The organism is Sphingomonas sp. BK069, from assembly GCF_014193405.1.
Taxonomy (GTDB): Bacteria; Pseudomonadota; Alphaproteobacteria; order Sphingomonadales; family Sphingomonadaceae; genus Sphingomonas.
In genome coordinates, this window is the sequence record NZ_JACHZH010000003.1 from 322,918 (window position 1) to 347,134 (window position 24,217).

Annotated in this window: 24 protein-coding genes; 12 read left to right on the forward strand and 12 right to left on the reverse strand. The window is 71.9% G+C overall.

Features of this window, described 5'->3' with window-relative positions; genetic code table 11:
- Positions 1-143 precede the first annotated feature (143 nt).
- Entirely contained in the window at positions 144-782 is a 639-nt protein-coding gene (locus FHY02_RS12835; RefSeq protein ID WP_183922625.1) for a cell wall hydrolase, read from the forward strand.
- A 202-nt stretch (positions 783-984) separates the two neighbouring features.
- Here FHY02_RS12835 and FHY02_RS12840 read toward each other — a convergent pair whose 3' ends face one another.
- From FHY02_RS12840 to FHY02_RS12875, 8 genes are all read right to left on the reverse strand, one after another.
- Positions 985-2,394, reverse strand: a complete 1,410-nt coding sequence (locus FHY02_RS12840) for a M20/M25/M40 family metallo-hydrolase (RefSeq protein WP_409322501.1) — start codon at positions 2,392-2,394, stop codon at positions 985-987.
- Positions 2,395-2,455: 61 nt separating this feature from the next.
- Positions 2,456-3,430, reverse strand: coding sequence for an aspartyl protease family protein (locus FHY02_RS12845; RefSeq protein WP_183922627.1), 975 nt, complete (start codon positions 3,428-3,430; stop codon positions 2,456-2,458).
- Positions 3,431-3,516: 86 nt separating this feature from the next.
- A complete protein-coding gene (locus FHY02_RS12850; protein ID WP_183922632.1) occupies positions 3,517-5,199 on the reverse strand; it encodes an ATP-binding protein in 1,683 nt (560 codons plus the stop codon).
- 78 nt (positions 5,200-5,277) lie between these two features.
- On the reverse strand, positions 5,278-6,042 hold the full coding sequence (locus FHY02_RS12855) for a TIGR02186 family protein (protein ID WP_183922634.1): 765 nt from the start codon (positions 6,040-6,042) through the stop codon (positions 5,278-5,280).
- The gene (locus tag FHY02_RS12860) at positions 6,039-6,953 is read right to left on the reverse strand and encodes a sulfite exporter TauE/SafE family protein (protein ID WP_183922636.1); all 915 of its coding nucleotides are present in this window, start codon (positions 6,951-6,953) and stop codon (positions 6,039-6,041) included. Before FHY02_RS12860 ends, FHY02_RS12855 begins: the two co-directional genes overlap by 4 nt.
- A 55-nt stretch (positions 6,954-7,008) precedes the next feature.
- A complete protein-coding gene (locus FHY02_RS12865; RefSeq protein ID WP_183922638.1) occupies positions 7,009-8,040 on the reverse strand; it encodes a hypothetical protein in 1,032 nt (343 codons plus the stop codon).
- Positions 8,037-9,362: a glycosyl transferase family protein gene (locus tag FHY02_RS12870; RefSeq protein ID WP_183922640.1), complete on the reverse strand. Its 1,326-nt coding sequence runs from the start codon at positions 9,360-9,362 to the stop codon at positions 8,037-8,039. Before FHY02_RS12870 ends, FHY02_RS12865 begins: the two co-directional genes overlap by 4 nt.
- A gap of 322 nt (positions 9,363-9,684) precedes the next feature.
- Entirely contained in the window at positions 9,685-10,158 is a 474-nt protein-coding gene (locus FHY02_RS12875; RefSeq protein ID WP_183922642.1) for an outer membrane protein assembly factor BamE, read from the reverse strand.
- Between the two features lie 132 nt (positions 10,159-10,290).
- Here FHY02_RS12875 and FHY02_RS12880 point away from each other — a divergent pair, with 132 nt between their 5' ends.
- Together FHY02_RS12880 and FHY02_RS12885 are read left to right on the forward strand one after the other, a co-directional pair.
- Positions 10,291-10,812 (forward strand): ubiquinol-cytochrome C chaperone family protein, encoded by a 522-nt coding sequence (locus tag FHY02_RS12880; protein ID WP_409314183.1) that lies wholly within the window; start codon positions 10,291-10,293, stop codon positions 10,810-10,812.
- Complete coding sequence (locus FHY02_RS12885) at positions 10,809-11,336, forward strand: DUF177 domain-containing protein (protein WP_183922646.1); 528 nt, start codon at positions 10,809-10,811, stop codon at positions 11,334-11,336. The genes FHY02_RS12880 and FHY02_RS12885 overlap by 4 nt, the downstream gene beginning before the upstream one ends.
- Before the next feature lie 14 nt (positions 11,337-11,350).
- On the opposite strand, the gene FHY02_RS12890 is transcribed toward FHY02_RS12885, so the two are convergent.
- The gene (locus tag FHY02_RS12890) at positions 11,351-12,814 is read right to left on the reverse strand and encodes a S41 family peptidase (protein WP_183922648.1); all 1,464 of its coding nucleotides are present in this window, start codon (positions 12,812-12,814) and stop codon (positions 11,351-11,353) included.
- Positions 12,815-12,943: 129 nt separating this feature from the next.
- Here FHY02_RS12890 and FHY02_RS12895 point away from each other — a divergent pair, with 129 nt between their 5' ends.
- Complete coding sequence (locus FHY02_RS12895; protein ID WP_183922650.1) at positions 12,944-13,300, forward strand: hypothetical protein; 357 nt, start codon at positions 12,944-12,946, stop codon at positions 13,298-13,300.
- 19 nt (positions 13,301-13,319) lie between these two features.
- On the opposite strand, the gene FHY02_RS12900 is transcribed toward FHY02_RS12895, so the two are convergent.
- On the reverse strand, positions 13,320-14,789 hold the full coding sequence (locus tag FHY02_RS12900) for a M23 family metallopeptidase (RefSeq protein ID WP_183922652.1): 1,470 nt from the start codon (positions 14,787-14,789) through the stop codon (positions 13,320-13,322).
- A gap of 202 nt (positions 14,790-14,991) precedes the next feature.
- Here FHY02_RS12900 and FHY02_RS12905 point away from each other — a divergent pair, with 202 nt between their 5' ends.
- From FHY02_RS12905 to FHY02_RS12920, 4 genes are all read left to right on the forward strand, one after another.
- Positions 14,992-17,487 (forward strand): helicase-related protein, encoded by a 2,496-nt coding sequence (locus FHY02_RS12905; protein ID WP_183922654.1) that lies wholly within the window; start codon positions 14,992-14,994, stop codon positions 17,485-17,487.
- Between the two features lie 14 nt (positions 17,488-17,501).
- Entirely contained in the window at positions 17,502-17,792 is a 291-nt protein-coding gene (locus tag FHY02_RS12910; protein WP_183922985.1) for an RNA-binding S4 domain-containing protein, read from the forward strand.
- A gap of 54 nt (positions 17,793-17,846) precedes the next feature.
- A complete protein-coding gene (fdxA, locus tag FHY02_RS12915; protein ID WP_183922656.1) occupies positions 17,847-18,188 on the forward strand; it encodes a ferredoxin FdxA in 342 nt (113 codons plus the stop codon).
- Positions 18,189-18,253: 65 nt separating this feature from the next.
- The gene (locus tag FHY02_RS12920) at positions 18,254-19,054 is read left to right on the forward strand and encodes a glutaminyl-peptide cyclotransferase (protein ID WP_183922658.1); all 801 of its coding nucleotides are present in this window, start codon (positions 18,254-18,256) and stop codon (positions 19,052-19,054) included.
- 37 nt (positions 19,055-19,091) lie between these two features.
- Here FHY02_RS12920 and FHY02_RS12925 read toward each other — a convergent pair whose 3' ends face one another.
- Complete coding sequence (locus tag FHY02_RS12925) at positions 19,092-19,871, reverse strand: sulfite exporter TauE/SafE family protein (protein ID WP_311731830.1); 780 nt, start codon at positions 19,869-19,871, stop codon at positions 19,092-19,094.
- A 116-nt stretch (positions 19,872-19,987) separates the two neighbouring features.
- The gene (wecB, locus tag FHY02_RS12930; RefSeq protein ID WP_183922662.1) at positions 19,988-21,130 is read right to left on the reverse strand and encodes a non-hydrolyzing UDP-N-acetylglucosamine 2-epimerase; all 1,143 of its coding nucleotides are present in this window, start codon (positions 21,128-21,130) and stop codon (positions 19,988-19,990) included.
- Between the two features lie 92 nt (positions 21,131-21,222).
- Here wecB and gnd point away from each other — a divergent pair, with 92 nt between their 5' ends.
- From gnd to FHY02_RS12950, 4 genes are read left to right on the forward strand one after another with little or no spacing between them, the layout of a single operon-like run.
- Positions 21,223-22,212: a phosphogluconate dehydrogenase (NAD(+)-dependent, decarboxylating) gene (gnd, locus tag FHY02_RS12935; protein WP_183922664.1), complete on the forward strand. Its 990-nt coding sequence runs from the start codon at positions 21,223-21,225 to the stop codon at positions 22,210-22,212.
- The gene (locus FHY02_RS12940) at positions 22,212-23,018 is read left to right on the forward strand and encodes a Cof-type HAD-IIB family hydrolase (RefSeq protein ID WP_183922666.1); all 807 of its coding nucleotides are present in this window, start codon (positions 22,212-22,214) and stop codon (positions 23,016-23,018) included. The genes gnd and FHY02_RS12940 overlap by 1 nt, the downstream gene beginning before the upstream one ends.
- Positions 23,019-23,771, forward strand: coding sequence for an HAD-IIB family hydrolase (locus FHY02_RS12945; protein ID WP_183922668.1), 753 nt, complete (start codon positions 23,019-23,021; stop codon positions 23,769-23,771).
- A 25-nt stretch (positions 23,772-23,796) separates the two neighbouring features.
- The gene (locus FHY02_RS12950; RefSeq protein WP_183922670.1) at positions 23,797-24,123 is read left to right on the forward strand and encodes a hypothetical protein; all 327 of its coding nucleotides are present in this window, start codon (positions 23,797-23,799) and stop codon (positions 24,121-24,123) included.
- The last annotated feature ends 94 nt before the right edge of the window (positions 24,124-24,217 follow it).

Sequence of the window (24,217 nt, forward strand, 5' to 3'; positions counted from 1 at the left end):
GGGATCGACAACAGGCGTTGTGCCGATGCGGGGTGCGATCCCGAACGGTGACGCAGTCGGGGGGGCACCCGGTCGGTCTTTTGAGCAGCTAACGCTGGTTCAGCGACCGTTCCCGCGTACCCACCGCACAGACAAGACGTGGAATGCCATTAGGTTCCCGCGCTGCCGCTTTCGCAGCGTTCACTGCCTCGATCGTCTCGCTGGCCCTGCAGAGCGCGCCCGGCCTCGCCGCCGAAGTGCCGACGCTCCCAGGGGTCACCGCGAGTCAGCTCGCCGTCACCGACGCGGTTCCCGCGACGGCGGCGCCGGCGCCCGATAGCGCCGACCAGATTCTCGACCAAGCCGCTGCCGAGCAGGCGGACGAGCAGGTCGCTTACCCCACCCTCGCCGCGGCGGTCGCGGATCAGTCGATCCCGTCGAACACCGACGAGGACATGCGCTGCCTCGCCGGCGCGATCTATTTCGAGTCGCGCGGTGAACCGCTGAGCGGTCAGCTCGCGGTCGCCGAGGTGATCCTCAACCGCACCAAGTCGCGCCGTTTCGGCGGCAGCGTGTGCGACGTCATCACCCAGAAGGGCCAGTTCTCCTTCGTGCGCGGCGGCGTGATGCCCGCGGCACCGTCGAACGACGACTGGCGCACCGCGATGGCGGTGGCCAAGGTCGCGATGAAGGACGCGTGGGAGACCGACGCGTCGAACGCGCTCTACTTTCACCACCGCAGCACCGGCCGCGCCGCCGGCCAGCGCGTCGCCTCGATTGGCAACCACGTCTTCTTCCGCTGAGCGCCGTCGCGCTTGCGAGTGATGGGGTGAGCGTTTCCGGACCTCGCTGATCGAGCCAGGTATTCCCCAACGACTTCGTCACCCCGGCGAAAGCCGGAGTCCAGCTACGGAACAGATGTGGGTCTCACCACGGCCCTCCCAGCTGGACCCCGGCCTTCGCCGGGGTGACGCGTTGACGGCGTGTCGCTTGCTCTTGTGGCCGTCAGCCCGCGTACGCCTTGGTGAGATCGAATAGATAGTCGCGCGCGGCATAGAGCGACTCGACGCGGATGCGCTCGTTAAGCCCGTGCACGCCGTTGAAATCGGGATCAAGGAAGGTCCCCGGCACGCCGTAGACCGGGATGCCGATCGCCTCGAGGAACACGCCGTCGGTCGCCCCGGTCGACATCGTCGGCAGCAGCGGCACGCCGGGGAAATGCTTTTTCGCGAGCGCCTCCATGGGGCCGATGATCTTCGGATCGAGCGTCGGCGGCACCGCGGTGGGGCGGATCGGCTGGTTGGCGGTGACGGTCACCTTGCTTCCCGCCAGCGCGCGCAGCTTGGCGAGTGTGCCGTCGACCGTCTCACCCGGGAAGATGCGGCAGTTGACGTTCGCGGTGGCGCGCTGCGGCAGCGCGTTCTCGGCATGACCCGCGCTCAGCAGCGTCGCCACGCAGGTGGTCCGAAGCGTCGAGTGCATCACCTTGTCGCGGCTGACGATCACGTCCGCGGCGCGGTCCTGCGGGTTGGCCAGCAGGCGCGTGATCGCTGCCGCCTGCTCGCCGCCGACCCGCTGCGCGGTCGCGGTGAAGTAGGCGCGGGTCGTATCGGTGAACCGCACCGGGAACTCGTAGTTCTGCACCGCCTTGATCGCGTCGGCGAGCTCGTAGATCGCATTGTCCGGCACCGGCGTGGAGCTGTGCCCGCCCGGGTTGGTCGCCAGGAAGGTAAAGTTCTGCGCCGCCTTCTCGCCGACCTGCACCGCCAGCAGCTGGCGCTTGCCCTGCGCGTCGAGCCGCCCGCCGCCGCCCTCGTTGAGCGCGAACTCGGCCGCGATCAGCTCGGGGCGGTGCTGTGCCAGCCACTGCGCGCCGTTGAAGGCGAAGGTGGTCTCCTCCCCGCAGGTCAGCGCCAGCTTGATCGTGCGCTTCGGGCGGTAGTTCTGCTGCCGGAAGCGCACCATCGCGTCGGCCCAGATCGCCGCCATCGCTTTGTCATCGACCGCGCCGCGCGCGTAATAATAACCGCCCTCCTCGACCAGCTTGAAGGGGTCGCGCTGCCAGTCGGCACGCTTGGCCTCGACCACGTCGAGATGGCCGAGCAGCAGCATCGGCTTCAGCGCCGCGTCGCTGCCGCGTAGCACCGCGACGACGCCGCCGTCCTTCGGGTGCTCCGGGGTGGAGAAGAGCGTCACGTCCGAGTCGGCATAGCCCGCGCGCTTCAGCCGCGCCGCGACCTGCTCGGCCGCCTGGGTGCAGCTGCCGACGTTGACCACCGTGTTGGTTTCGACCATCTCGCGGTAGAGATCGAAGAACGCCTTTTCGTCCGGTTGCGTTTGCGCCGCGACGGCGCCGCCTGTCGTTGTTCCCGCCAGCAGCCCGGCGAGCAGCGCCGCCATCCCGATCCCGCGCATCGATCCTCCCTCGTTCGTCCGCGGCCAGCCTCGCAGCGAAGCGGTCGGGGCGCAACGGGGCTCAGCCGCTGCGGCGCAGGTCGCGCGGCAGGAGCAGGCGCAGCTCGCGGTTGGCGAAATCGATGTGCACGCGGCGGAACAGCCGTAACGCGTCCATCCCCAGCATCAGCGCTGGCTTGTCGTCGATGCCGAAGACGCGGAATGGAGCGGCATCGGCGAAGGCGATCGGCAGCGCACGGATCTTGGCCGGCCCCAGCGTCATCTCGGGCAATAGCGCAAAGTCGGCAGAGATCTGCACGCCGAGCACGCTGGTCAGCACCGTGGTCTCGCCGCGCCGTCCCGCGAGCAGCCGGCGCAGCGCGAGATTGCCCAGGCTGACGCTGGTGCCGGTATCGAGCACTACCCGCACGCGCCGCCCCGCGACCGTGGCGCTGGTGACGACGAGCTGACCGAACAGGCTGCGCGCCTGGATCACGATCTCGCCGGGCTCGCGCTTGAGTCGCTCGCGCTTGCTCGAGGGTGTGACCTGCATCCGCTGCGCGTCGAAGTCGATCGTCAGCGCCTGGCCCTGCAACGTGTCGATCCCGAGCATGCCTGGAGCGCCGAGGTGACGCGCCTCGAACATCGGCGCCTCGATCCGTTCGCCGCCGACCCGCGCGACCGGCTTTGGGCTCACCGACAGGGTGGGGAGGATCGCGGTGTCGACGTCGCTCGTCCCCGCCATCGCGACCACGCGCACGCGGCGCCCGGTGGCGAGGCCGAGGTGCGCGGCGAGCTGGCGCGAGATCACGCTGCGCTGCGCGCCGGTGTCGATGATGAAGGGGAAGGGGCCCGCACCGGCGATCTCGACCGGCACGGTCATGCGATCCTCGGCGGTGAGAAAGTCGAGCGCGTCGCCGGCATCGGCGGGCAGGTCGTCGGGAAGCGTCACCGGGACGACCCCGAGTGCCGCCGTCGGCGCAGGGGCGGGCGCCCCCGCCTGCGCCGACGCCGGCAGGGCGATGCTGGCCAGCATGAGCGCGAGCCACCTCTCCATGGCGGCGATGGTACGCCCGATCCGGACGCAGCGCCAGCGGAGATACCGACGGCTGAGATGGCGCGGGGCAGCGGTCGCCCCGATGCTCAGCGTCCCTGTCCGCGCCAGCGCTGGATCGTGCGCGCGACGATCTGTTCCTCGCCGCCGCCGTCGCGCCACAGCTCCGAGAAGACCGGATCGTCGGAGGCGGGTCGCTTGCCCTCCTCCAGCGTGTCGAAGGCGACACGGATCGGGATGGCCACGCCCTCGCCGCACACGATCGCCTCGCGGTTGCGGAGCGCGGGCAAGGCATCGAGGAAGCCGCGCGCGCCCTCGGGCATCGCGGCGCGGACGAACGCCTGGTCGCGCTCGTTGTTGAGTCGCATCGAGATGATCGTGCCGCACTGCGAGAGCACGCCCTCGGCCAGGTCGGACGGACGTTGCGTCACCAGCCCGAGCGACACGCCGTACTTGCGCCCCTCCTTGGCGATGCGGCCGAGGATCCGGCCCACCGCGGTACGCTCCTCGCGCCCGGCGGGGACGTAGCGGTGCGCCTCCTCGCAGACGAGCAGGATCGGGCGCTGCGGCTCGGCCCGCGACCAGATCGCGAAGTCGAACACCATGCGGCTGAGCACCGCCACCACCACCGCAGTGATCTCGCTCGGCACGCCTGACACATCGATGATCGAGATCGGTTTGCCGTCGCCGCAGAAGCGGAAGATGCGCTGGACGAACGCCGCCATCGTGTCCGCCACCAGCATGCCGGAGAACATGAAGCCGTAGCGCGGATCGGCCTTGAGCTCGTCGAGCTTGTTCTTGAGTCGCAGATAGGGCGCGGTGTCGCCGGCACGGTCCATCTTGCCCATCTCCTGCTGCAGGATCTGGGTGAGGTCGCTGAGCAGATAGGGGATCGGCGCATCGACGGTGAGGCGCGCGATCTCCTGCCCGAGCCGGCTCTTGCCGCGCGCGGCGAGCAGGCATTTGGCGAGGATGTCGGCGTCGACCTGGCGCTCCGCTCCGGCGCTGGTGAGCAGCACCTCGCAATGCTCCTCGAAGTTCATCAGCCAATAGGGCATCTGCAGGTTCGAGACGTCGAACAGCGCGCCCTCGTCGGCGAAGGCGGCGCCATATTCACCGTGGGGATCGATCATGACCACGTGCGCCTGCGGCGCCAACCGGCACAGGCGGTGGAGGATCAGCGCCGCGGCGGTCGACTTGCCGGTGCCGGTCGAGCCGAGCAGCGCAAAATGCTTGCCGAGCAGCGAGTCGACGTACAGCGAGGCGCGCACGTCACGGGTCGGGTGAACGGTGCCGATCGCGATCGCAGCGCGACCCGAGGCGGCGTGGACCTGCTCGAGGTCGGCGCCGGTCACCGCGAACACCTCCGCGCCCGGCAGCGGGAAGGCGGTGACGCCGCGGCGGAAATGGTGGAGGTGGCCGGTCAGCCGCTCGACCTCGCCCTCGCCGATGAAGTCGATCGCGGCGATCACCTGGTCGGCCTGGCCGCGCGCCAGCCGCACCGTCCGCACCGTCGCCACCAGCCACATCGCGCCGGCGCGCACCTTGAGCTGACCGCCGACCTGTCCGGCGCTGGCGACCAGCGGGTCGGGGTGGCCGGCGAGCGCCGCGAGCGAGGGCGAATCGAGCACCAGCTCGCCCTGCCCGCCCGCGATCTCGAGCACATAGCCGAGCGGCTCCGGGCCCACGGGCGAGGGCGCCGCGAGCGGCGCATCCGGGAAGGCGGCGGCGAGCGCCGCGCGGAACTCGCCCTGGCCGACGATGTCGTTCATACGAAGCTGCTTTTCCCTGCGATTTCGCGGAGGCCAGCGGTACGGCAGCTTCGTAAAGATAGGATGGAGGCGGGGGTCTCAGGCGCGCTGCGCGAAGCGTCCCGCGGCCCATCCGAGCAGCACCGACAGCGCCACCGCCGCCAAGCCGTAGAGAATCTCGTGGCGCTGCGCCGCGGCGGCGACGAAGCGCTCGAAGCCCGATTTGCGGATGTCGATGTCGCGCACCGCGGCGGCGAGCACGCGGCCGTCGCGGATCAGGAAGGTCTCGGCGGTGAAGCGCCCGACCGGCACACGCGCCGGGATCGCGACTCGCGCGCGGTACAGCACGCCGTCGGTGATCTCGACCGCGCCCGGCGCCTCGTAGAACAGCCCGGCGCGGCGGCGCTGCTCGACCAGCCCGCGGGTGAAACGGTCCTGCACCTCGGTCGGCGCGGCGGAGGCGGGCGAGAGCTGCAGGCTGTCGAGCCCGAGCTCGTAGATCGCGCGGGTGCGCGCGTCGACCAGCTGGCCGAGCGGGCGCGACGATGCCAGCGCGTAGAAGGACGGCGCAGAGCGATAGCGCAGCCGCCCCGCGTTGACCCAGATGCCTGCCACCTTCTCCTTCTCGCGGATCGTGATCGACTGGGTCGGCCCCTTCACCACGATGACGATGTCGGCGGGGCGCTCGCCGGTCGGCACGCGGCCGCCGGGATAGAGGATCGCGCCGAACAGCAGCAGCTCGGCACCGGTGAAGCTGTACGCGATCTCGATGTCGCGCTGCGACACGTCGGGCACCAGCACCGGCTTGCTCTGCGCGGTGAGCAGCGGCGCGGCGAGCGCCAGCGCCCAGGTGGCGCGCCTCACGACAGCTCCACCGCGTAGATCTCGTCGGGGCGCCAGCCGAGCCCCAGCGCGATCCGCCCCGCTACCAGCAGCACCATGAGCGCCAGCGCGAGGCGGAGATATTCCGGCTTGGCGCGTGCGGCGAAGCGGGCGCCGACCTGCGCGCCGACCACCGATCCGACCAGCAGCAGCGCGGCGAGCACGATGTCGACCGCGCGCGTCGTGGTGGCGTGGACCATCGTCGCGGCGGCGGTGACGAACAGGATCTGGAACAGGCTGGTGCCGACCACCACCGAGGTCGCCATGCCGAGCAGGTAGATCATGGCGGGGACCAGCACGAAGCCGCCGCCGACCCCGAGCAGGATCGTCAGGATGCCGGTGAAGAAGCCGAGCAGCAGCGGCGCCAGCGGCGAGATGTAGAGGCCCGAGGCGTAGAAACGCATCCGGAACGGCAGCGACGCGACCAACGGGTGGTGGCGGCGGCGGCGCGGCGGCGCGGTGCGGCGACCGCGCGCCACCAAAATCGCGCTCACCGCCTCGCGCAGCATCAGCAGCCCGATCGACCCGAGCAGCAGCACATAGGTGATCGCGATCGTGGTATCGATCTGTCCCCAGCGCTGGAGCAGCCGGAACAGCCAGGCGCCGAACAGCGAGCCGAGCACGCCGCCGATCACCAGCACCGTGCCCATGCGCGTGTCGACGCCGTTGCGGCGGAAGTGCGCGAACACTCCCGAGACGCTGGCGCCCGTCACCTGGGTGGCGGCCGAGGCAGCGGCGACAGTGGGCGGGATGCCGTAGACGATCAGCAGCGGGGTGGTGAGGAAACCGCCGCCGACCCCGAACATGCCCGAGAGCAGCCCGACACCCGCGCCGAGCGCGATCATCACGAGCGCGTTCACCGACAGATTCGCGATCGGCAGGTAGATGTCCATGGCGCTCCCAGCCGCTAGCCGGTTCGACGCGTCGACGCCACCGCGCGTTCCCGCGCTAATGATCGATCCCGATCGTGAGCGCCGCGCCCGAGCCCGGCCGCGCGTCGCCGGCGACCCGCGCGCGCCACGCCAGCGTCGCGCGGGCGCGCCCGAGCCGCAGCGTCGCGGTCGGGCCGACGTCGAGCCGCTCGGCGGCGCGCTGCGCCGCGCCCCAGGCTCCCAGACCGAGCCGCAATGTCGCCTCGCCGCGCCGCGTCACGGGCTGCTCGAGGCTCACCGCACCGTCGGCGTAGCCGCCGCGCCGCTCGATCACGCCGGCCTGGACATAGCCGTCGAGCAGGGCGCCGTGACTCAGCGTCCTGTCGCTGACGCCGCCGGCAACGCCGAGACCCCAGCCGCCGCGCAGCCCGGCGACACCGACGCGGCGCTCGGCCAGCACCCGGAGCGGCAGCGCACGCGGATGCCACTCGATCGCCGCGATCGCCTCGCGTTCGTGCGCCTGAAGCGCCGACACCAGCCGCAGCGAGGCCGCGAGTCGTCCCTCGTCGTCGAGCCCCCGGGCGAGCCGAACGCCCAGCTGTGCCCCGCCCAGTTCGGGCGCGGCGGTGCTCGTCGTCGCACCACCGCGAAGCAGCAGCCAGCCGGTCTGCGACCAGCGAGGCGTCAGCGCGGCGTCCTCAGGGACGGCGCTGCCAACGGTGATCGGCGCTCTCCGTCGCTCGGACGACGGGCCGATCGCCATGGTGGATCCGGTGAGCGGCATCGGCCCTTCTGGTGTCGCACTCTCCGCGGCGGCGATCAGCCTCGATGGACGTGGTGGCCGAGGTGACGTCAGCGGCCGTGCCGCAGAGGCGTGGCCGGGGCGAACGTCGGACGCGGGTATCGGCGGGTGGGTCGCTACGCGCGCGGTCGCGGCTGCTCGTCGGTCGGCGAGGGACAATGCGCCGGGCGGGCGACTGCCCGTCGACGCCACCATCGCCGCCGATCGCCGCGGCACCACGCCGTCGCGCCACAGCCACGCCGCGCGCGCGCTCACCCAGAGCGCGAGCAGCAGACCCCAGCAGCGCAGCGCGCGGCCCTTTCTCATGGCAGGTCCGGAAATCGATGCGCGGTCTTGTCCCATCGCGGCGGCGCGCCGCGCAGGGCCGCGACGTGGAGCCGCAGCGCGCGCCCCGCGGACAGGATCAGCACCGCATTGGCGACCGCGATCCGCGGCAGCGCGCGCAGCCCCTCGCGCCAGCCATAGGCCGCGGTCGTGAGTCGAGCGCGTGCGATCAGCCGCCAGCCGAGCAGGACCGCGTTGACCGCGAGAAGCGCACGGAGACCATGGCCCGCCGCCGGCGGTGAGTCACCGCGCCAATGGTGACCTAGCAGGCCCACCGCGGCGAGCGTCGCCGCGAGGTAGCCCGTCGCCACCGCGGTGGCGGCGAGCGGCGCCCTGCGGTCGCGCCAGCGCATCCAGCGTTCGGCCGCGCGCGGTGCACCCCACCCGGTCCGGTCCCAGCCGGCGAGCGCGATGCCGCCGATCCAGCGCGCTTTCTGCCGCACCGCGTGCGTCAGCGTATCGGGGAAGTAGGCGCGGGTCGCGATCAGTCCGCCGCCGGGGTCGCGTTGGCGCACGAACCGCACCGCCATGCCGAGCGAGGCGGCGCGAAGCCCCAGCTCATAGTCCTCGGTGAGGCTGTCCGCCGCGAACGGCAGACCGGTGACGCCGGCGAGCCGCTCCAGCGCGTCGTGACGGATCGCGCAGCCCACCCCGGCGAGCGGCAGCGCGGCGCCGAGCGCGGCGCGCGCCACGAGGTCGCGCGCGTGCGTCTCGGCGAACTCGTCGGCGTAGTGGCCGGTCACCCAGTGCCGCGCCGGATCGATCAGCGGCAGCACCGGCAGCTGGACCAGCACCGCGCTGCGCAACGCCTGCTCGGCCACGCGCAGCTCGAGCGGGTGGACCATGTCCTCGGCGTCATGAAGCACCACCGCGTCGGGGCGCCACGCCGCCTCGGCGGTGAGCGCCTGCCACAGCTGATTGAGACAGTCGGCCTTCGTGGTCGGGCCGTCCTGGTCTCCCACCACCAGACGGACACGCGGGTCATCGACCGTTCGCACCGCGTCGGCGGTGGCGGGATCGTTCGGGTAACAGCCGACATAAAGGCGGTAACAAGGATGATCGTAGCGCGCGAGCGTCGCTCGCAGCATCGCCCCGATCACCTGTTCCTCCTGCCACGCGGGAATGAGCACCGCGAAGCGGAGGTGCCGCACGCCTGCCAAAGTGAGGACGGGCGCATCGGCGCGTCGTACCGACGCCGCGATCAGGTCGAGCAGCACATCGTCCAAGCCCAGCACGAAGAGCACGGCCGCGGCGAAGAACGTCGTCTCGACCGCGCCACGATCGATCAGGCCGAGCGCCGTCATCGCTGTCCCCCGACAGCGCATCCTTGATCTGCGGCAAATTTTCTCTCGGGCCTGTGGCCGATCGGCAACGCTCGCGAGAAAGCGTTAACCGTGGCGAACAAAGCGACCGGGCGCGCGTTAGCCGCCGCGGTCCCTTTCCCCCTTTCGGGACCGGTGCCGACCCCAAGCCGGTACTGGCCGCGTCGCGGCGTTCGTGGCGACGCGGCCGAACCGCGGGTGAGGGATGTCGGGCTCGTAGACTCGCTAGACACCCGAGTCTTGTAGGTGCCTCGCTCGACCATGGCGGCGCGGGATCACATGAGCGCAGCCCGCGACGGCGAGATCAGGGACCGGTGCTGCCGCCGCCCGGGCCGCCGCCGCCGCCCGCACCCGCCGCGCCGACCGTTCCGATATTGCCGAACAGGTCCTGGAAGAACCCGCGCTTGCGACCCAGGGTCGGGGTCGTCTTGCCGTCGGGCTTGAGTGAGACGACCTGGTCGATCCCCGACTTGCGCACCGTGGTCACGTTGCCGGCCTGGTCGAAGCTGATCTGCATCGTCAGCTGGTCGCGCGGCTTGGGCGGCGTGAACGCCAGGTTGCGGCTGTCACGCGACACGTAATACCAGTCGCCCTGGTTGAACTGGCTCGCGAAGCTGGGCGTACCGAGCGTGGCGAGCACCGACTGCCGATTGTCGACTCCGGGCTGGATCGAGTTCACCAGGTCGGCATCGACGATATAGCCCTGGTGCGAGCGCAACGGCGTGCACCCGGCGGCGAGGACGCCGGCAGCCAAAGCGAGAGAGAGAAGGGGGCGCATCGATACTCCGCGGAAACCCAGCCGCTTGTCCGCGCGGCACGCGCGCGTGGACATTGCGGCCTCGCGCCTCAATATGCCGCTGTGCGGGGCGAGACAAGCGCCGCGCCGGTCGGTCGAGAGGAAGAGCGTCAGGTGGGTTGGTTGAGTGGGTGGCTGCGGCGGCGCGGGCCGCGGGACGAGGCGTTGCCGCTGTACGACGCGGTGGTGGCGCGCGCGCGCCAGCCGCATTGGTATCTGGAGGGCGCGGTGCCCGACACGCTCGACGGCCGCTTCGACATGGTCGCGGCGGTACTGGCGATGGTGCTGCTGCGGCTCGAACAGGCACCCGACGGCACCGACGCCTCGGTGCGGCTGACCGAGCGCTTCGTCGACGACATGGACGCGCAGGTGCGCCAGATCGGCTTCGGCGACATGGTCGTGGGCAAGCACGTCGGCAAGATGATGGGCATGCTGGGCGGGCGGCTCGGCGTCTACCGGGAGGGGCTGGCCGCTCCGGAGGACGGCGCGCTGGACGCCGCGCTGGTCCGCAACCTCTACCGCGGCGCCGCGCCCGACGCCGCCGCGCTGGCGCATGTGCGCGGCGAGCTCAAGGCGCTGCGCCGCGACCTCGACCTGCTCGGCGTGCCCGAACTGATGGAAGGACGAATGGCGTGACGACCGAATTCTCGCGCTTGGAGCGGCTCGACACGATCGGCGGTGAGGATCGCACCGTGACGATCACGGCCGACGCCGAGGAGCGCGCCGCGCTGGCGCTCCGCTTCGACCTGGTCGGGGTCGAGCGGCTCGAGGGTGCGTTCGCGGTGCGGCGCGATCCCGCGGGCGTGCTGGTGCGCGGCACCGTGCGCGCCGCGGTGGTGCAGGCCTGCTCGGTCACGGGCGACCCGCTGCCGGCGATGATCGACGAGCCGGTCGCGCTGCGCTTCGTCGCGCCGGGTGCTGGCGGCGACGACGAGATCGAGCTCGGCAGCGACTCGATCGACACGGTCGAGCTCGAGGGCGGCGGGGTCGACCTCGGCGAGGTCGCCGCGGAGACGATGGCGCTGGCGCTCGATCCGTTCCCGCGCAGCCCGCGCGCCGAGCTGGTGCTGCGCGAGGCGGGCGTGCTGAGCGAGGAAGAGGCGGGCCCCTTCGGCGCGCTCGCCGGGCTCAAGGCCAAGCTCGCCGCGCCGAAGGACTGAGCCGCCCCGGAGGATCAGAACAGGCCGGGCTGGTCGCGCTGCGCCGCGTTCGGGTGTGCCACGGTCAACGGCCGGTTGGCCGGCGCGAACAGCTGAGTCGAGCGGCTCGCACTCGCGCTCGTGCCGATCGGGGTGCAGCTTCGCCCGGCGATATAGTCGAGCGCGGTGCGCAGCGAGAGTTCGGCGGGGTCGCCGAGCGCGTGGGAGACGTCGTCGTCCGCCTGGCAGCTCGCCTCGACCTTGGTCGCGAGGCCGTTGAAGTAATCGCCCTGTCGCGCGGAATTCTGCAGCGCGAGCGAAACCGCGAGCAGCCGGTCGTCGGTGCACGAGGGATTGTCGAACGGGATCTGGCCGACCGGCTTGCCGTAGGTATTGCTGCCGATGAGCGCGACGTTGCCGTGGAGGTAGGGGATCAGCGCGTTGATCACATATTCGCTCGCCGAGGCGGTCGAACCAGTGCCGATGAACGCGACGCGCGTGGGCGCGATCGCCTGCGCTTCCTGGCGGAAATAGCGGATCCGGTCTTGGCTCGACTTGGACGGACGATAGCTGGTGTAGGCCTGCACGTCCGAGGTCGAGCGTCCTCCGCCGAGCAGGTCGGTGAAGGTCTCGGCGGTGGCGAGCAGTCCGCCGCCGTTGTAGCGCAGGTCGATCACAAGGTCGGTCACGCCCTGCGAGCGGAAGGTGGCGAAGGCGCTGCGCAGCTGGTCGTCGGCGCTGGCGATGAAGGTGCGCAGGTTGATGTAGCCGACCTTGCGACCCCCCGAGTCGAGCACCTTCGCGCCGTAGCGCGATGACAACGGTGCCAGCGAGTAATTGGCGGTCGTTAGCGTCACCACCCGCGTTCCGGCGGCGTCGCTGACACGCAACACGCGCGCGCTGCCCGGCGTCGTGTCGTCGAACGGCGCGTTGAGCGCGTCATAATCGTTCTTGGCGATGATGTCGCTGACGTCGCGGAGGTTGGCGGTGGAAGTCCCGACCGCGAGGATCTCGGTGCCGCGATCGATGCCGGCGGCGAACGCGGGCGTGTCCTCGAACGCCTCGCGTACGAACAGCCGGTTGCTCGCGGTCAGCGCGAGCCGCACGCCGAGGCCGGCGGTCCTGCCCGAGGCATAATAGGCCGCATCGGCCGAGGCCGAGGTAACATAAGTGAAGTAACGATCGCGGTTCTGCGCCCGCGCCGGTGCGGTGAGCGCGTCGACATAGTCGTCGAGCGTGGTGTAGCTGCCCGGGTTGACGTTGCTCGCGAGCAGCTCGGGGTACCGATACCATTCGTTGAGGATGGAGAACGCCCAGTCCTGCCGCGCGCGCAGCGTGCAGCCGCCGGTGCTCCCGCTGCTCCCGCTGCTGCCGGTGCCGCCGCCCACGGCGGCCGATCCGCCGCCCGGCGCGGCAACGCTGCCACGATCATCGCCGCCGCCGCACCCCGCCAGCATCCCTGCCAGCGCGAGCGCCCCCACCCACCGCGGTGTACGCATCACTTACTCCTACGAACTTACGTCATTCGTATCGTGACGCCAGCTACTTGTATATGGCGCCGCCGGGCGGCCACGGTGGAGAACGCCCCAGACTGGCGCCATCGCGCCGCGATCTGCTAGCGTGCCGCCATGACCGCGCGCCCATTCCTCCCGCTCGCCCTCCCCGTCCTGCTCGCGCTCGCCGGTTGCGGCGGTGGCGAGACCGCCAACCAGGCCGCCGCGGCGCCGTCGCGCGGCGACTACGTCGCGAAGATGCAGGCGCTCAACGAGAAGGAGCGCAACGTCGCGCTGTTCCGTGCGATCCGTGACGCGGGCCGCTCGTGCCAGCAGGTCGACCGCTCGGTGCCGACCGACCCGATCGCGGGCAAGGCCGCCTGGGTCGCCACCTGCGACGACCAGTCCGCCTGGCTGATCACGCTGGACGATTCGGGCACCGCCACCGTGACCGACGTGCGCGCGATCGCGGGGCGCAGCGCGACCGGCTGAGCCGTCGGTCGGCGCGCGGCTATCCGATCAGCCGGGCGATCTTGGCGCGCATCGCGCGGATCGTCTCGGCCGGCAGCGTCTGCACGCTCGAGAGCGACAGCGTGCGCGGATTCACCGTCTGGCCGTTCTTCCAGACCTCCCAGTGGAGGTGCGGCCCGGTCGAGATACCAGTCGAGCCGACATAGCCGATCACCTGCCCGCGCCGCACGCGGGCGCCCTGCGCCACCGCGAAGCGGCTCATATGGCCGTAGCCGGTGACGAGCCCGCCGCCGTGCGCCAGCTTGATGAAATTGCCGTAGCCGCCGGCACGCCCGGCGAACTGCACGACGCCGTCGACCGCGGCGTAGATCGGGCTGCCGTAGGGCGCGCCGATGTCGGTGCCCTTGTGCATCCGCATGAAGCCGAGCAGCGGGTGCATCCGCATCCCGTAGGTGGAGGTGATCCGCCCCGCGACCGGCATCCCCATCGCGCCGCGCCGCTCGATGGTGCCCGAGGGATCGAGCATCTGCCCGCCTTCCCCGTCCTTGTCGCCCCAGCGCACCAGCCGCAGCTGGCGGCGGCCGTGCGCCAGCCCGGCATATTGCAGCTGACCCACCTCGACCTCGCCGGTGGCGGCGCGCGCCTGGTCGGCGACGATATCGAAGCGGTCGTCGCTGGCGAGCTGCCCGATCGGCAGCTGCGCCGCGATCGCCTTGATGTAGGTCTCGACCACGCGCGCGGGCACGCCCGCGGCGCGCGCCGAGCGGTAGAGTCCGGCGCCGACCGTGCCGGTGACGTGGAGCGGGGTACGGTCGATCGCGATCGACTGGCGGTCGAGCACCAGCCCCTCGCCGGCGCGTTGCACCACCAGCTTGAGATCGAAGGCCGCGCGGAAGGCGAGCCGCTCGAGCGGGCGCGGCTGGAACTTGGTCGGGCGGCGGCCGAGCGTCAGCGCCAGCACCGTGCCCGGCTTGAGCGAATCGATCGCCACCGCGTCGCCGACCAGACCCGCGATCCGCCCGGCCTCGCCGCCGCCGACCCCGGCGCGCTGCAAGGCGGTGCGCAGCGTGTCGCCGTCGGCGAGGGCTGCGCTGAGCTCGATCTGCGGGCGCTCGGGAGTCTCGGCGAGCGGGCGCACCAGCGCGGTCGCCGCCATGCGCCGCCCGGTGGTGGCACCGAGCGCGAGCGGCGCGATCCCCTGGGTGCGCGCCTCCTCCAGGCTGGCGCGGTCGCCCGGCACGGCGCGGTCACCGGTGATCGCGAGCAGGCCGGGGTTGAGCTGCCACGCCCCCCAGCACAGCGCCGCGCAGGTAGCGAGGCCGCGCCACCAGGTGCGGCTGCCGATGTCCTGGCCGAGGTCGGGGATCCAGTCGGTGTGCGCCAGCGCCACGCGGGCGCGATCGAGCGCGCCGCGCTCGGCAAGCGGTACCAGCTGGCGTCCGAACGCGCGACCGCTGCCGCGTCCGCCGGCGCCTGCCAGCTCCATGCCCTGATCGTCGCGCAAGAACACGCCGGCCGCCGCCTTCCGTCACGCGCCGAACCTACCCCCCGGCGCTTGGGTGCGAGCGTTGTGGAGAAGAGGTGCTAAAGTCAAATTAACCGCGCCCCGCCGCGGCGATCGCTGCGGCGGGCCGGTGGTGTCCGGCGGCGGGCCGCGCCGGAGACTGAGCGCGATTGCATACCGCCGGCACAGACCCGATGTAGTCTGGGTCATGTCGCTCACCCCTCGCCCGCACGACAGCTCGCGCGTGATCGCGGTGCTGGGTCCGACCAACACCGGCAAGACGCATCTCGCGATCGAGCGCATGTGCGCTCACGCCAGCGGCATGATCGGCTTTCCGCTGCGGCTGCTGGCCCGCGAGGTGTACGATCGCGTGGTCGCGATCAAGGGACCGGAGCGGGTGGCGCTGATCACCGGCGAGGAGCGCATCGTCCCCAGGGACGCACGCTGGTTCCTGTGCACCGCCGAGAGCCTGCCGCTGGAGCGCGACGTGGCCTTCGTCGCGCTCGATGAGGCGCAGCTCGGCGCCGACCGCGAGCGTGGCCATGTGTTCACCGATCGCCTGCTGCGCGCGCGCGGACGCGAGGAGACGATGATCCTCGGCTCGGAGGCGTTGCGCCCGGTGCTGCGCGCGCTGGTGCCCGAGGCGGAGATCGTCGAGCGGCCGCGCTTCTCCACGCTGAGCTACGCCGGCGCCAAGAAGCTGTCGCGGCTGCCGCGGCGCTCCGCGATCGTCACCTTCTCGGCCGAGGAAGTTTATGCCACCGCCGAGATGCTGCGCCGGCTGCGCGGCGGCGCCGCGGTGGTGATGGGCGCGCTGTCCCCGCGCACGCGCAACGCGCAGGTGGCGATGTTCCAGGCGGGCGAGGTCGACTACCTCGTCGCCACCGACGCCATCGGCATGGGGCTCAACCTCGACGTCGGCCACGTCGCCTTCGCCGGCCTATCCAAGTTCGACGGCCAGCAGCGCCGCCGCCTCACCGTCGCCGAGATGGCGCAGATTGCGGGCCGCGCCGGGCGCCACCAGCGCGACGGCACCTTCGGCGGGCTCACCGAGGAGGGGCCCGAGGCGTTCGAGCCCGAGGAAGTGGCCGCGATCGAGGCGCATCGCTTCCCGCGGCTCGACTGGCTCTACTGGCGCGACGGCACGCCCGACCTCTCCTCGATCGACGCGCTGCTCGCCTCGCTCGCGCGCCGCCCCGATCACGAGCGGCTGCGCGCCGCCCCCGAGGCGACCGACCTCAGGGTGCTCAGGCGGCTCGCCGAGGAGGCGGGCGTGCGCGACCGCGCGCGCGGCAATGTCGCTCGGCTGTGGGCGGCGTGCGGCATCCCCGATTTCGCCAAGCTCGGCATCGACCCGCACGCGCGCTTCGTCGGCCGCGTGTTCGGCTATCTCGCGCAAGGACACGTGCCGCACCAGTGGTTCGCCGACGAGGTGGCCCGGCTCGACCGCGTCGAGGGCGACGTCGAGACGATCGCCGGGCGGATCGCGGCGATTCGCAGCTGGGCCTATATCGCGCAGCGCCCCGATTGGCTGGCTGACCCACAGCACTGGGCGGCGCGGACGCTGGCGGTGGAGGAGCGGCTGTCCGACGCGCTCCACGAGAAGCTCACCCAGCGCTTCGTCGACAAGCGCACTACCGCGCTGGCCAAGAAGATCGGCAGCGGCGTGGGCGCGCTGCCGGTCGAGATCGACGCCGAGGGCGAGGTCACGATCGACACCCACGCGATCGGACGGCTGGAAGGCTTCCGCTTCGTCGTCGCGCCCGACGCCACCGCCTCGGACAAGCGGCTGCTGCTCGCCACCGCGGAGAAACGGCTGGGTGCCGAGCGGCGGCGCCGCGCCGACGCGCTCGTCGCGCGCGACGATACAGGCTTCGCGCTCGACGACGACGGCGTGATCCTCGCGGACGGGCTGGCGGTGGCGCGGCTCAAGCGCGGGGCGTCGCTGGCGCGCCCACAGCTCGCGCTCGACCCGGCGCTCGACTGTCTCGATGCCTCGGTGCGCGAGTCGATCGCGATCCGGCTACGCGCGTGGCTCACGGCGGCGATCGGTCGCGCGCTGCGCAGCGTCGCGGCGGCGGCGGAGGCGGCGCGCGCGCCAGCCGCGAGCCCGGCACTGCGCAGCGTCGCGGCGGCGCTGGAGAGCGGCGGGGGGTTCGCCGAGCGGCTGCCGCTCCGCGCCGCGATCGAGTCGCTCAGCGCGGGCGACCGCCACTGGCTGCGGCGCCAGGGCGTGACGATCGGCGCGCTCGACCTGTTCGATCCGCGGCTGCTCAAGCCCGGCGCGCAGGCGTGGCGCCGCGCCTTGCTCGCCGCGGCGGGGACGCCGCCGCCCCCGCTGCCGCGCGCCGGCGCGACGACGCTGCCGCGCGGCAGCGCGGGCGCGGTGCCGCTGATGGGGTATCGCCCGCTCGGCACGCAGGCGGTGCGGATCGACCTGGTCGAGCGGGTCGCGCGCGCCGCGCACGACGCGCGTGCCGTCGACGGCCGCGCCCCCTTCGCACCCGATCCCGCGCTGGCGGTGTCGATCGGGCTCGAGCCGGCGACGATCGCGCGGCTGATGGCCGAGCTCGGCTTCCGCCCGGCGCCGGTCAGTGCCGAGGGGCCGCCGCAGTACGTCTGGCGCGGCCGTGCCCGCGCGCGCGAGTCGCGGCCCGCGCCCGACAATGCCTTCGCCGCGCTCGCCGAGCTGGTGCGGCGTTGAGCGGCGGCGAGGCGATGCGGCTCGACCGCTATCTGTGGTTCACCCGACTCGCCAAGACGCGCGACGTCGCGCAGGCGCTCGCGTGCGACGGTCGGCTGCGCATCGACGGCCGCGCGATCGACCGCGCGCACGCGCCGGTCCGCGTCGGCAACATCCTCACCTTCTTCCACGCCGGGCGCGTGCGCGTGCTGCGCGTCGAGGCCTTGCCGGGGCGGCGCGGCCCCGCGCCCGAGGCACAGGCCTGCTACCAAGAACTGGTCACCGGCGGCGGCGAGAACGGCTCGCAACCGGCGCTGGAGCGTTGACGCGGGCGTGATGCGGCGCAAAAGCGGCGCGCGAGAAGCGAGGATATCCCGATCATGACCTACGTCGTCACCGACGCGTGCATCCGCTGCAAGTACATGGACTGCGTGGAGGTCTGCCCGGTCGACTGTTTCTACGAAGGCGAGAACATGCTCGTCATCAACCCGTCCGAGTGTATCGACTGCGGCGTGTGCGAGCCGGAATGTCCGGCCGAGGCGATCCTGCCCGACACCGAGAGCGGGCTGGAGCAGTGGCTCGAGCTGAACAACACCTTCTCGGCGCAATGGCCCAACGTCACGCGCAAGCTCGACCAGACCCCGCCCGACGCCGATTCGTTCAAGGGGCAGGACGGCAAGTTCGATAAATTCTTCTCGCCCGAACCCGGCAAGGGCGACTGAGTCGCGGCGAGCCCGAGGAACGTGCGCGATTGCCGGCCGCGACGCGCGCGCGTACCGCTGCGACGATGACCCGCTGGCCCGCCCCCGCGCTCCTCGCGCTGTTCCTCCCGCTCACCGCCGCGGCGCCTGCCGTGCCCGCGCCGCAGGCGGCGCCCGCCGTGGCCGAGGCGCGGCCGCCGGTGGTGGTGCCGACCGTCATCGCGCGCTTCCCACACGATCGTGAGGCTTTCACCGAGGGGCTGATCTGGCACGGTGGCGCACTCTACGAGAGCGTCGGCCTGGAGGGCCGCTCCGACGTCCGCCGAGTCGAGCTCGCCACCGGCAAGGCGGTGAAGCGCGCGGTCATCCCGCCGGCGCAGTTCGGCGAGGGACTGGCGGCGTGGAAGGACCAGCTCGTCAGCCTCACCTGGCACGATGGGATCGCGCATCGCTGGGCGGCGACGACGCTGCGACCGCTCGGCACCGCACGCTACAGCGGCGAGGGCTGGGGGCTGACGAGCGATCGCACCGCGCTGATCCGCTCCGACGGCAGCGCGACGCTGACCTTCCACGATCCGGTCACGCTGGCGGTGAGGCGGACGCTCAAGGTGACCTATATGGGTCAGCCGGTCGACCAGCTGAACGAGCTCGAGTGGGTCGAGGGCGCGATCCTCGCCAACGTCTGGCACCAGCCGATGGTCGTGCGGATCGATCCGGCGAGCGGGCGCGTCACCCAGGTGATCGACCTGCGCGCGATCGTCGCCGAGGTCGGCGCGCGCGACCCCGAGGCGGTCGCCAACGGGATCGCCTGGGACGCCGCCAAGCGCCGCCTGTTCGTCACCGGCAAGCGCTGGCCGACCCTGTTCGAGATCCGGCTGCCGCGCTGAGGGTCGGGCGCGTCGCCGCGATCGCCCGGAGCGCGGCTCAGGCCAGCAGGCGCACGCCCACGATCAGCAGCACCACCGCGAGCAGCGGCGTGACGATCCGCTCGGGCAGCCGATCGGTCAGCTGCGCGCCCAGGACCACGCCGGGGATCGAGCCGAGCAGCAGCGCGCCGAGCAGGTGCAGGTCGATGTTGCCGATCAGCGCGTGGCCGATCCCGCCGAGCAGCGCGACCGGCACGGCGTGGAGGATGTCCGTCCCCACCAGCTTCTTGGCGGTGAGCCGGAAGGGGTAGAGCAGCAGCAGCAGCGTCGCCCCGAGTGCGCCCGCGCCCACCGAGGTCAGCGTGATCAGCGTGCCGAGCAGCGCGCCCGCCGCGACCGTCAGCGCCGGCTGATAGCGCAGCAGCGCCTCGGTGCGCGCGCCCTCGCGCCGTGCGAAGCGGCGTGCCAGCGCGGCGCGAAAAGGGGTGAGCAGCGCCGAGATCACCAGGGTCGCGCCGAGCACGCGCACGATCAGGCCGCCGCTCTCGGCGCGCTCGTGATGGCTCCACAGCCACCACAGCGTGACCGCGACCGCGGGCAGGCTGCCGAGGCAGAGCCGACGCACCACCGTCCAGTCGGCATTGTCGCGGCGGTGATGCACCGCGCCGCCGACCAGCTTGGTGATCGCGGCGAACCACAGGTCGGTGCCGACCGCGGTGGCGGGCGCCACCCCGAACAGCAGGATCAGCACCGGCGACATCAGCGAGCCGCCGCCCACGCCGGTCAGTCCGACGATGGCGCCCACCAGGAAGCCCGCGAGCGTGCTCAGCCAGTCCACGTCGCGCGTACCCCCATCGCATGTCCCGGCGTCATCGCGCCCGATGTGCGACGCCGGAGGGGCGCGCGGCAAGCGCAGAAATGCTTGGGGCCGCCGTGGCGGCGGGCGCATCGGGGTTAGTCGCGCGCGTTGCCGGCGTGCAGGCGCGCGAGGATCGCCGCGATGCGCTCGCCGGCGCGGCCGTCGCCGAAGGGATTGCGCGCGCGCGCCATCGCCGCATGCGCGGCCGGGTCGTCGAGCAGTCGGGTCGCCGCCGCGACGATGTGCGCCGGATTGGTCCCGACCAGGCGCGCGCAACCCGCTGCGATCCCCTCCGGCCGCTCGGTGGTGTCGCGCAATACCAGCACGGGCAGGTCGAGCGCGGGCGCCTCTTCCTGCAGCCCGCCCGAGTCGGTGAGCAGCAGGTGGCTCAGGCCGAGCAACCGCACCATCGCGGGATAGTCGAGCGACGGCAGCACCGTCACCCCCGGCTCGCGCGCCAGCAGCCGCGCCAGCGCGAGCGCCTGTGGCGCCGGGTGCGTGGGCAGCGCCACTGCGACGTCGTCGCGCCGCGCCAGGAGCGACACCGCCCGCGCCACGCTGGCCATCGCGGCCGCATTCTTCTCGCGCCGATGCACCGTGACGATCACGATCCGGCGCCTGCCCGCTGCGGCGACGAAGGACGCCACCGAAGCCCCGAGCGACGGCGTCGCGGCGACGCGGGCGGCCATGGCGAGGAGCGAGTCGATACCGCTATTGCCGAAGACGTGTATCGCCCCCAGCGGCACGTTCTCGGCGGCGAGCGCGGCGGCGGCGGTGGCGGTGGGCGCGAAGTGGCAGTCCGCCACCGCGGTGATCGCCCTGCGCCAGCCCTCCTCCGGGCGCGGCGCGGCGAGGTCGCCGCTGCGGAGCCCCGCCTCGACATGCGCGACGGGCACGCCGCACAGGTTGGCCGCCATCGCCCCCGCCCAGGCGCTGGAGGTGTCACCCTGCACCACCAGCCGCGCCGGCTGCTCCGCCTCGAGCAGCGCCGCGACCGAGTCGATCATCGCCCCGAGCAGGGTGCGATGCGGTTGCCTTGCGCGCATCAGGTCGAGATCGACGTCGGGCACCAGTCCCAATGCATCGAGCGCCTGGTCGAGCAGCTCGCGGTGCTGGCCGGTCACCGCGACGCGCACCGTCAACGCCGCGTGAGGGCGCAGGGCAGCGATCACCGGTGCCATCTTGATCGCCTCGGGTCGGGTGCCGAATAGGAGCAGGATGCAGGGCGCCGCGCACATGTTTCCCCATTGTAGCGGGAGGCGGACATGCTGCGGCGCGGAACCTAGCGGCCGTGCCGCGCGATTCAGCGGCGAGCGAGGAGGGTAGCAGAATGCGACTGGTGATGATCGGCCTCGGCCGGATGGGCGGCAACATGGCGCGCCGCCTGATGCAGGCGGGGCATGAGATCGTCGCCTATGACCGCGACACCGACGCGGTCGCCAAACTCGCCGACGCCGGCGCGATCGCCGCCGCCTCGCTCGACGAGGCGCGCGCGCGCTGCCAGGAAGGCGGCGCCGCCGCGATCTGGTGGGTGATGCTGCCGCATGGCGCGGTGACCGACGGCGTGATCGAGCAGATCGCCGGCGGCGCGAGCGCGGGCGAGGTCGTGATCGACGGCGGCAACAGCTTCTACAAGGACGATATCCGCCGCGCCAAGGCGCTCGCCGAGAAGGACGTCCACTACGTCGACGTCGGCACCTCGGGCGGTGTCTGGGGGCTGGAGCGCGGCTATTGCATGATGATCGGCGGCCCCGACCAGGTCGTGCGCGATCTCGACCCGGTCTTCTCCGCGCTCGCGCCAGGCGCGGGCACGATCGAGCGCACGCGCGGCCGCGCCGAGGGGATCGATGATCGCGCCGAGCGCGGCTACATCCATGCCGGCCCCGCGGGCGCGGGCCATTTCGTCAAGATGATCCACAACGGCATCGAGTACGGCCTGATGCAGGCCTATGCCGAGGGCTTCGACGTGCTCAAGGGCAAGGCATCGGAGAAACTGCCCGAGGACGAGCGCTACGACCTCAACCTCGCCGACATCGCCGAGGTGTGGCGGCGCGGCAGCGTGATCTCGTCCTGGCTGCTCGACCTCACCGCGCAGGCGCTGGCGAGCGACCCGCACCTCGAGAAGTTCAGCGGCAACGTCGCCGATTCGGGCGAGGGCCAGTGGACGATCGAGGCGGCGATGGAGGAGGCGGTGCCGGTCAACGTCCTCACCACAGCGCTGTTCGCGCGCTATCGCAGCCGCGTCGAGCATACGTTCGGTGAGAAGGCGCTGTCGGCGATGCGCTTCGGCTTCGGCGGCCACGTCGAGATGCCGCAATAATGCCGATCCGATTGCTGGTGTCCGACGTCGACGGCACGCTCGTCGACAAGGAGAAGCAGCTCACCCCGGCGACCATCGCCGCGGTGAAGCAGCTGCGGGATGAGGGCGTCGCCTTCACGCTGATCAGCGCGCGGCCGATGTCGGGCATCCGGCCGCTGCTCGACCAGCTCGGCTTCGACGGCGACGTCGCCGCCTTCAACGGCGGCATCGTCTTTCGGCGGGACGGCACGATCGTCCACCACGAGACGCTGCCCGTCGATGTCGCGCGCGAGGCGCTGGCGATCGCGGCCGAGTTCGAGGTCGACACCTGGCTGTTCGCCGACGACCGCTGGTATGCCACCGACCCCGATGGGCCGCACACCGCCAGCGAGCGGCGCAGCTCGGCGCAGGAGCCGGTGGTGGCGGAGGATCTCGGCGCGCTGCTCGACCGCGCCGACAAGCTCACCTTCGTCAGTGACGACGAGGCGATGCTCCACGCGCTCTACGCGCGCGTCCACACCGCGATCGGCGATCGCGCCACGGTGGCGCAGTCGCAGGTCTATTACCTCGACGTCACCGCCAAGGGCGCCAACAAGGGCGACGGCATCGCCGCGCTCAGCGAGGCGCTCGGCATCGCGCTGGAGGACACGGCCGCGATCGGCGACCAGGCCAACGACGTGCCGATGCTTCGCCGCGCCGGCCTGCCGATCGCGATGGGCAACGCGCCCGAGGCGGTGAGACAGGCGGCGCGCGAGGTGACTCGCGCAAACGACCAGGATGGCGTAGCGCACGCGATCGAAACGATTGTTCTGCCGCGGAGACATTGAATGAAGAAGCTCGTCGCCTTCGATCTCGACGGCACCCTCGCGCTCAGCAAACAGGCGCTCAAGGACGACATGGGCGAGACGCTGGCGGATCTGCTGACGGTGGCCGACGTCGCGGTGATCTCGGGCGGCGACTGGCCGCAGTTCGAAAAGCAGGTGGCGAGTCGTCTGCCCGAGCGCGCCGACCGCGACCGGCTGTGGCTGATGCCGACCACCGGCACCAAGCTGTACGTCCACCGCGACGGCGCGTGGAAGACGATCTACGCCGAGCTGTTCGACGACGCCGAGAAGCAGAAGATCATCACTGCCTTCGGCCAGTCGCTTGAGGCGACCGGCTTCGTCCCCGAGCAGACCTGGGGCGAGCGGATCGAGGATCGCGGCAGCCAGATCACCTTCTCCGCGCTTGGCCAGCAGGCCCCGCTCGAGGCAAAGGAGAGCTGGGACCCCGACTTCGCCAAGCGCAAGGTGATCCAGGCGGACCTGCGGCAGCGGCTGCCGGGGTTGGCGATCAACATGGGCGGCGCCACGTCGATCGACATCACCCGCGAGGGCGTCGACAAGGGCTATGGCCTGCGCAAGCTGGCAGCGGAGAGCGGCATCCAGCTCGGCGAGATGCTCTTCATCGGCGACGCGATTTTCCCGGGCGGCAACGACTATCCGGCGCACGAGGCGGGCGTGGACTGCGTCCGCGTGCGCGACCCGCAGGAGACGATCAGCGTGGTGACCGCGATCGTCGCGTGCCAGAAGCAGGGCTGAGCGCGGCCTCCGCGGGACGCGCGCGATGATCGACGTGCCCGCGCTGTACGCGCGCGTCATCCAGTGGATCGGCGACGGCACCGGCACCACCGACACGGTGCTGCACATCCACGCCGGTATGGCGGTGCTGATCCTGGCCCGGTTGGTGACGCGACGCTCGCTCGGCACCTTCGTGCCGCTGACGGTGGTGGCGCTGGCCGAGCTCGGCAACGAGGTGCTCGACCGGCTCCACTATCATTCGTGGCGCTGGTGGGACACGATCCCGGACGTGATCAACACGCTGTTCTGGCCGACCGTGATCTGCGCCGCAGTACGCTGGCGCCCGATGCACCGGCGCGACCAGCGGCGGTAAGGCGGGCGAACAGGCGCGACCGTCCTCCCGCTTTCAACCGTCATCCCGGACTTGGCCCGGGATCCACCGTTCCGCGTGCTCTGCAGGGTTCGCT

Bases quoted from the DNA above. Each gene is read 5' to 3' on its own strand.
- FHY02_RS12850 (WP_183922632.1), bottom strand. From the start codon at position 5,199: ATGAACGACATCGTCGGCCAGGGCGAGTTCCGCGCGGCGCTCGCCGCC.
- FHY02_RS12840 (WP_409322501.1), bottom strand. From the start codon at position 2,394: ATGCGCGGGATCGGGATGGCGGCGCTGCTCGCCGGGCTGCTGGCGGGA.
- fdxA (WP_183922656.1), top strand. From the start codon at position 17,847: ATGACCTACGTCGTCACCGACGCGTGCATCCGCTGCAAGTACATGGAC.
- FHY02_RS12890 (WP_183922648.1), bottom strand. From the start codon at position 12,814: ATGCGTACACCGCGGTGGGTGGGGGCGCTCGCGCTGGCAGGGATGCTG.
- FHY02_RS12875 (WP_183922642.1), bottom strand. From the start codon at position 10,158: ATGCGCCCCCTTCTCTCTCTCGCTTTGGCTGCCGGCGTCCTCGCCGCC.
- FHY02_RS12910 (WP_183922985.1), top strand. From the start codon at position 17,502: ATGCGGCTCGACCGCTATCTGTGGTTCACCCGACTCGCCAAGACGCGC.
- FHY02_RS12940 (WP_183922666.1), top strand. From the start codon at position 22,212: ATGCCGATCCGATTGCTGGTGTCCGACGTCGACGGCACGCTCGTCGAC.
- FHY02_RS12865 (WP_183922638.1), bottom strand. From the start codon at position 8,040: ATGAGAAAGGGCCGCGCGCTGCGCTGCTGGGGTCTGCTGCTCGCGCTC.
- FHY02_RS12950 (WP_183922670.1), top strand. From the start codon at position 23,797: ATGATCGACGTGCCCGCGCTGTACGCGCGCGTCATCCAGTGGATCGGC.
- wecB (WP_183922662.1), bottom strand. From the start codon at position 21,130: ATGTGCGCGGCGCCCTGCATCCTGCTCCTATTCGGCACCCGACCCGAG.
- FHY02_RS12870 (WP_183922640.1), bottom strand. From the start codon at position 9,362: ATGACGGCGCTCGGCCTGATCGATCGTGGCGCGGTCGAGACGACGTTC.
- FHY02_RS12920 (WP_183922658.1), top strand. From the start codon at position 18,254: ATGACCCGCTGGCCCGCCCCCGCGCTCCTCGCGCTGTTCCTCCCGCTC.
- FHY02_RS12835 (WP_183922625.1), top strand. From the start codon at position 144: ATGCCATTAGGTTCCCGCGCTGCCGCTTTCGCAGCGTTCACTGCCTCG.
- gnd (WP_183922664.1), top strand. From the start codon at position 21,223: ATGCGACTGGTGATGATCGGCCTCGGCCGGATGGGCGGCAACATGGCG.
- FHY02_RS12905 (WP_183922654.1), top strand. From the start codon at position 14,992: ATGTCGCTCACCCCTCGCCCGCACGACAGCTCGCGCGTGATCGCGGTG.
- FHY02_RS12945 (WP_183922668.1), top strand. From the start codon at position 23,019: ATGAAGAAGCTCGTCGCCTTCGATCTCGACGGCACCCTCGCGCTCAGC.
- FHY02_RS12845 (WP_183922627.1), bottom strand. From the start codon at position 3,430: ATGGAGAGGTGGCTCGCGCTCATGCTGGCCAGCATCGCCCTGCCGGCG.
- FHY02_RS12860 (WP_183922636.1), bottom strand. From the start codon at position 6,953: ATGGACATCTACCTGCCGATCGCGAATCTGTCGGTGAACGCGCTCGTG.
- FHY02_RS12895 (WP_183922650.1), top strand. From the start codon at position 12,944: ATGACCGCGCGCCCATTCCTCCCGCTCGCCCTCCCCGTCCTGCTCGCG.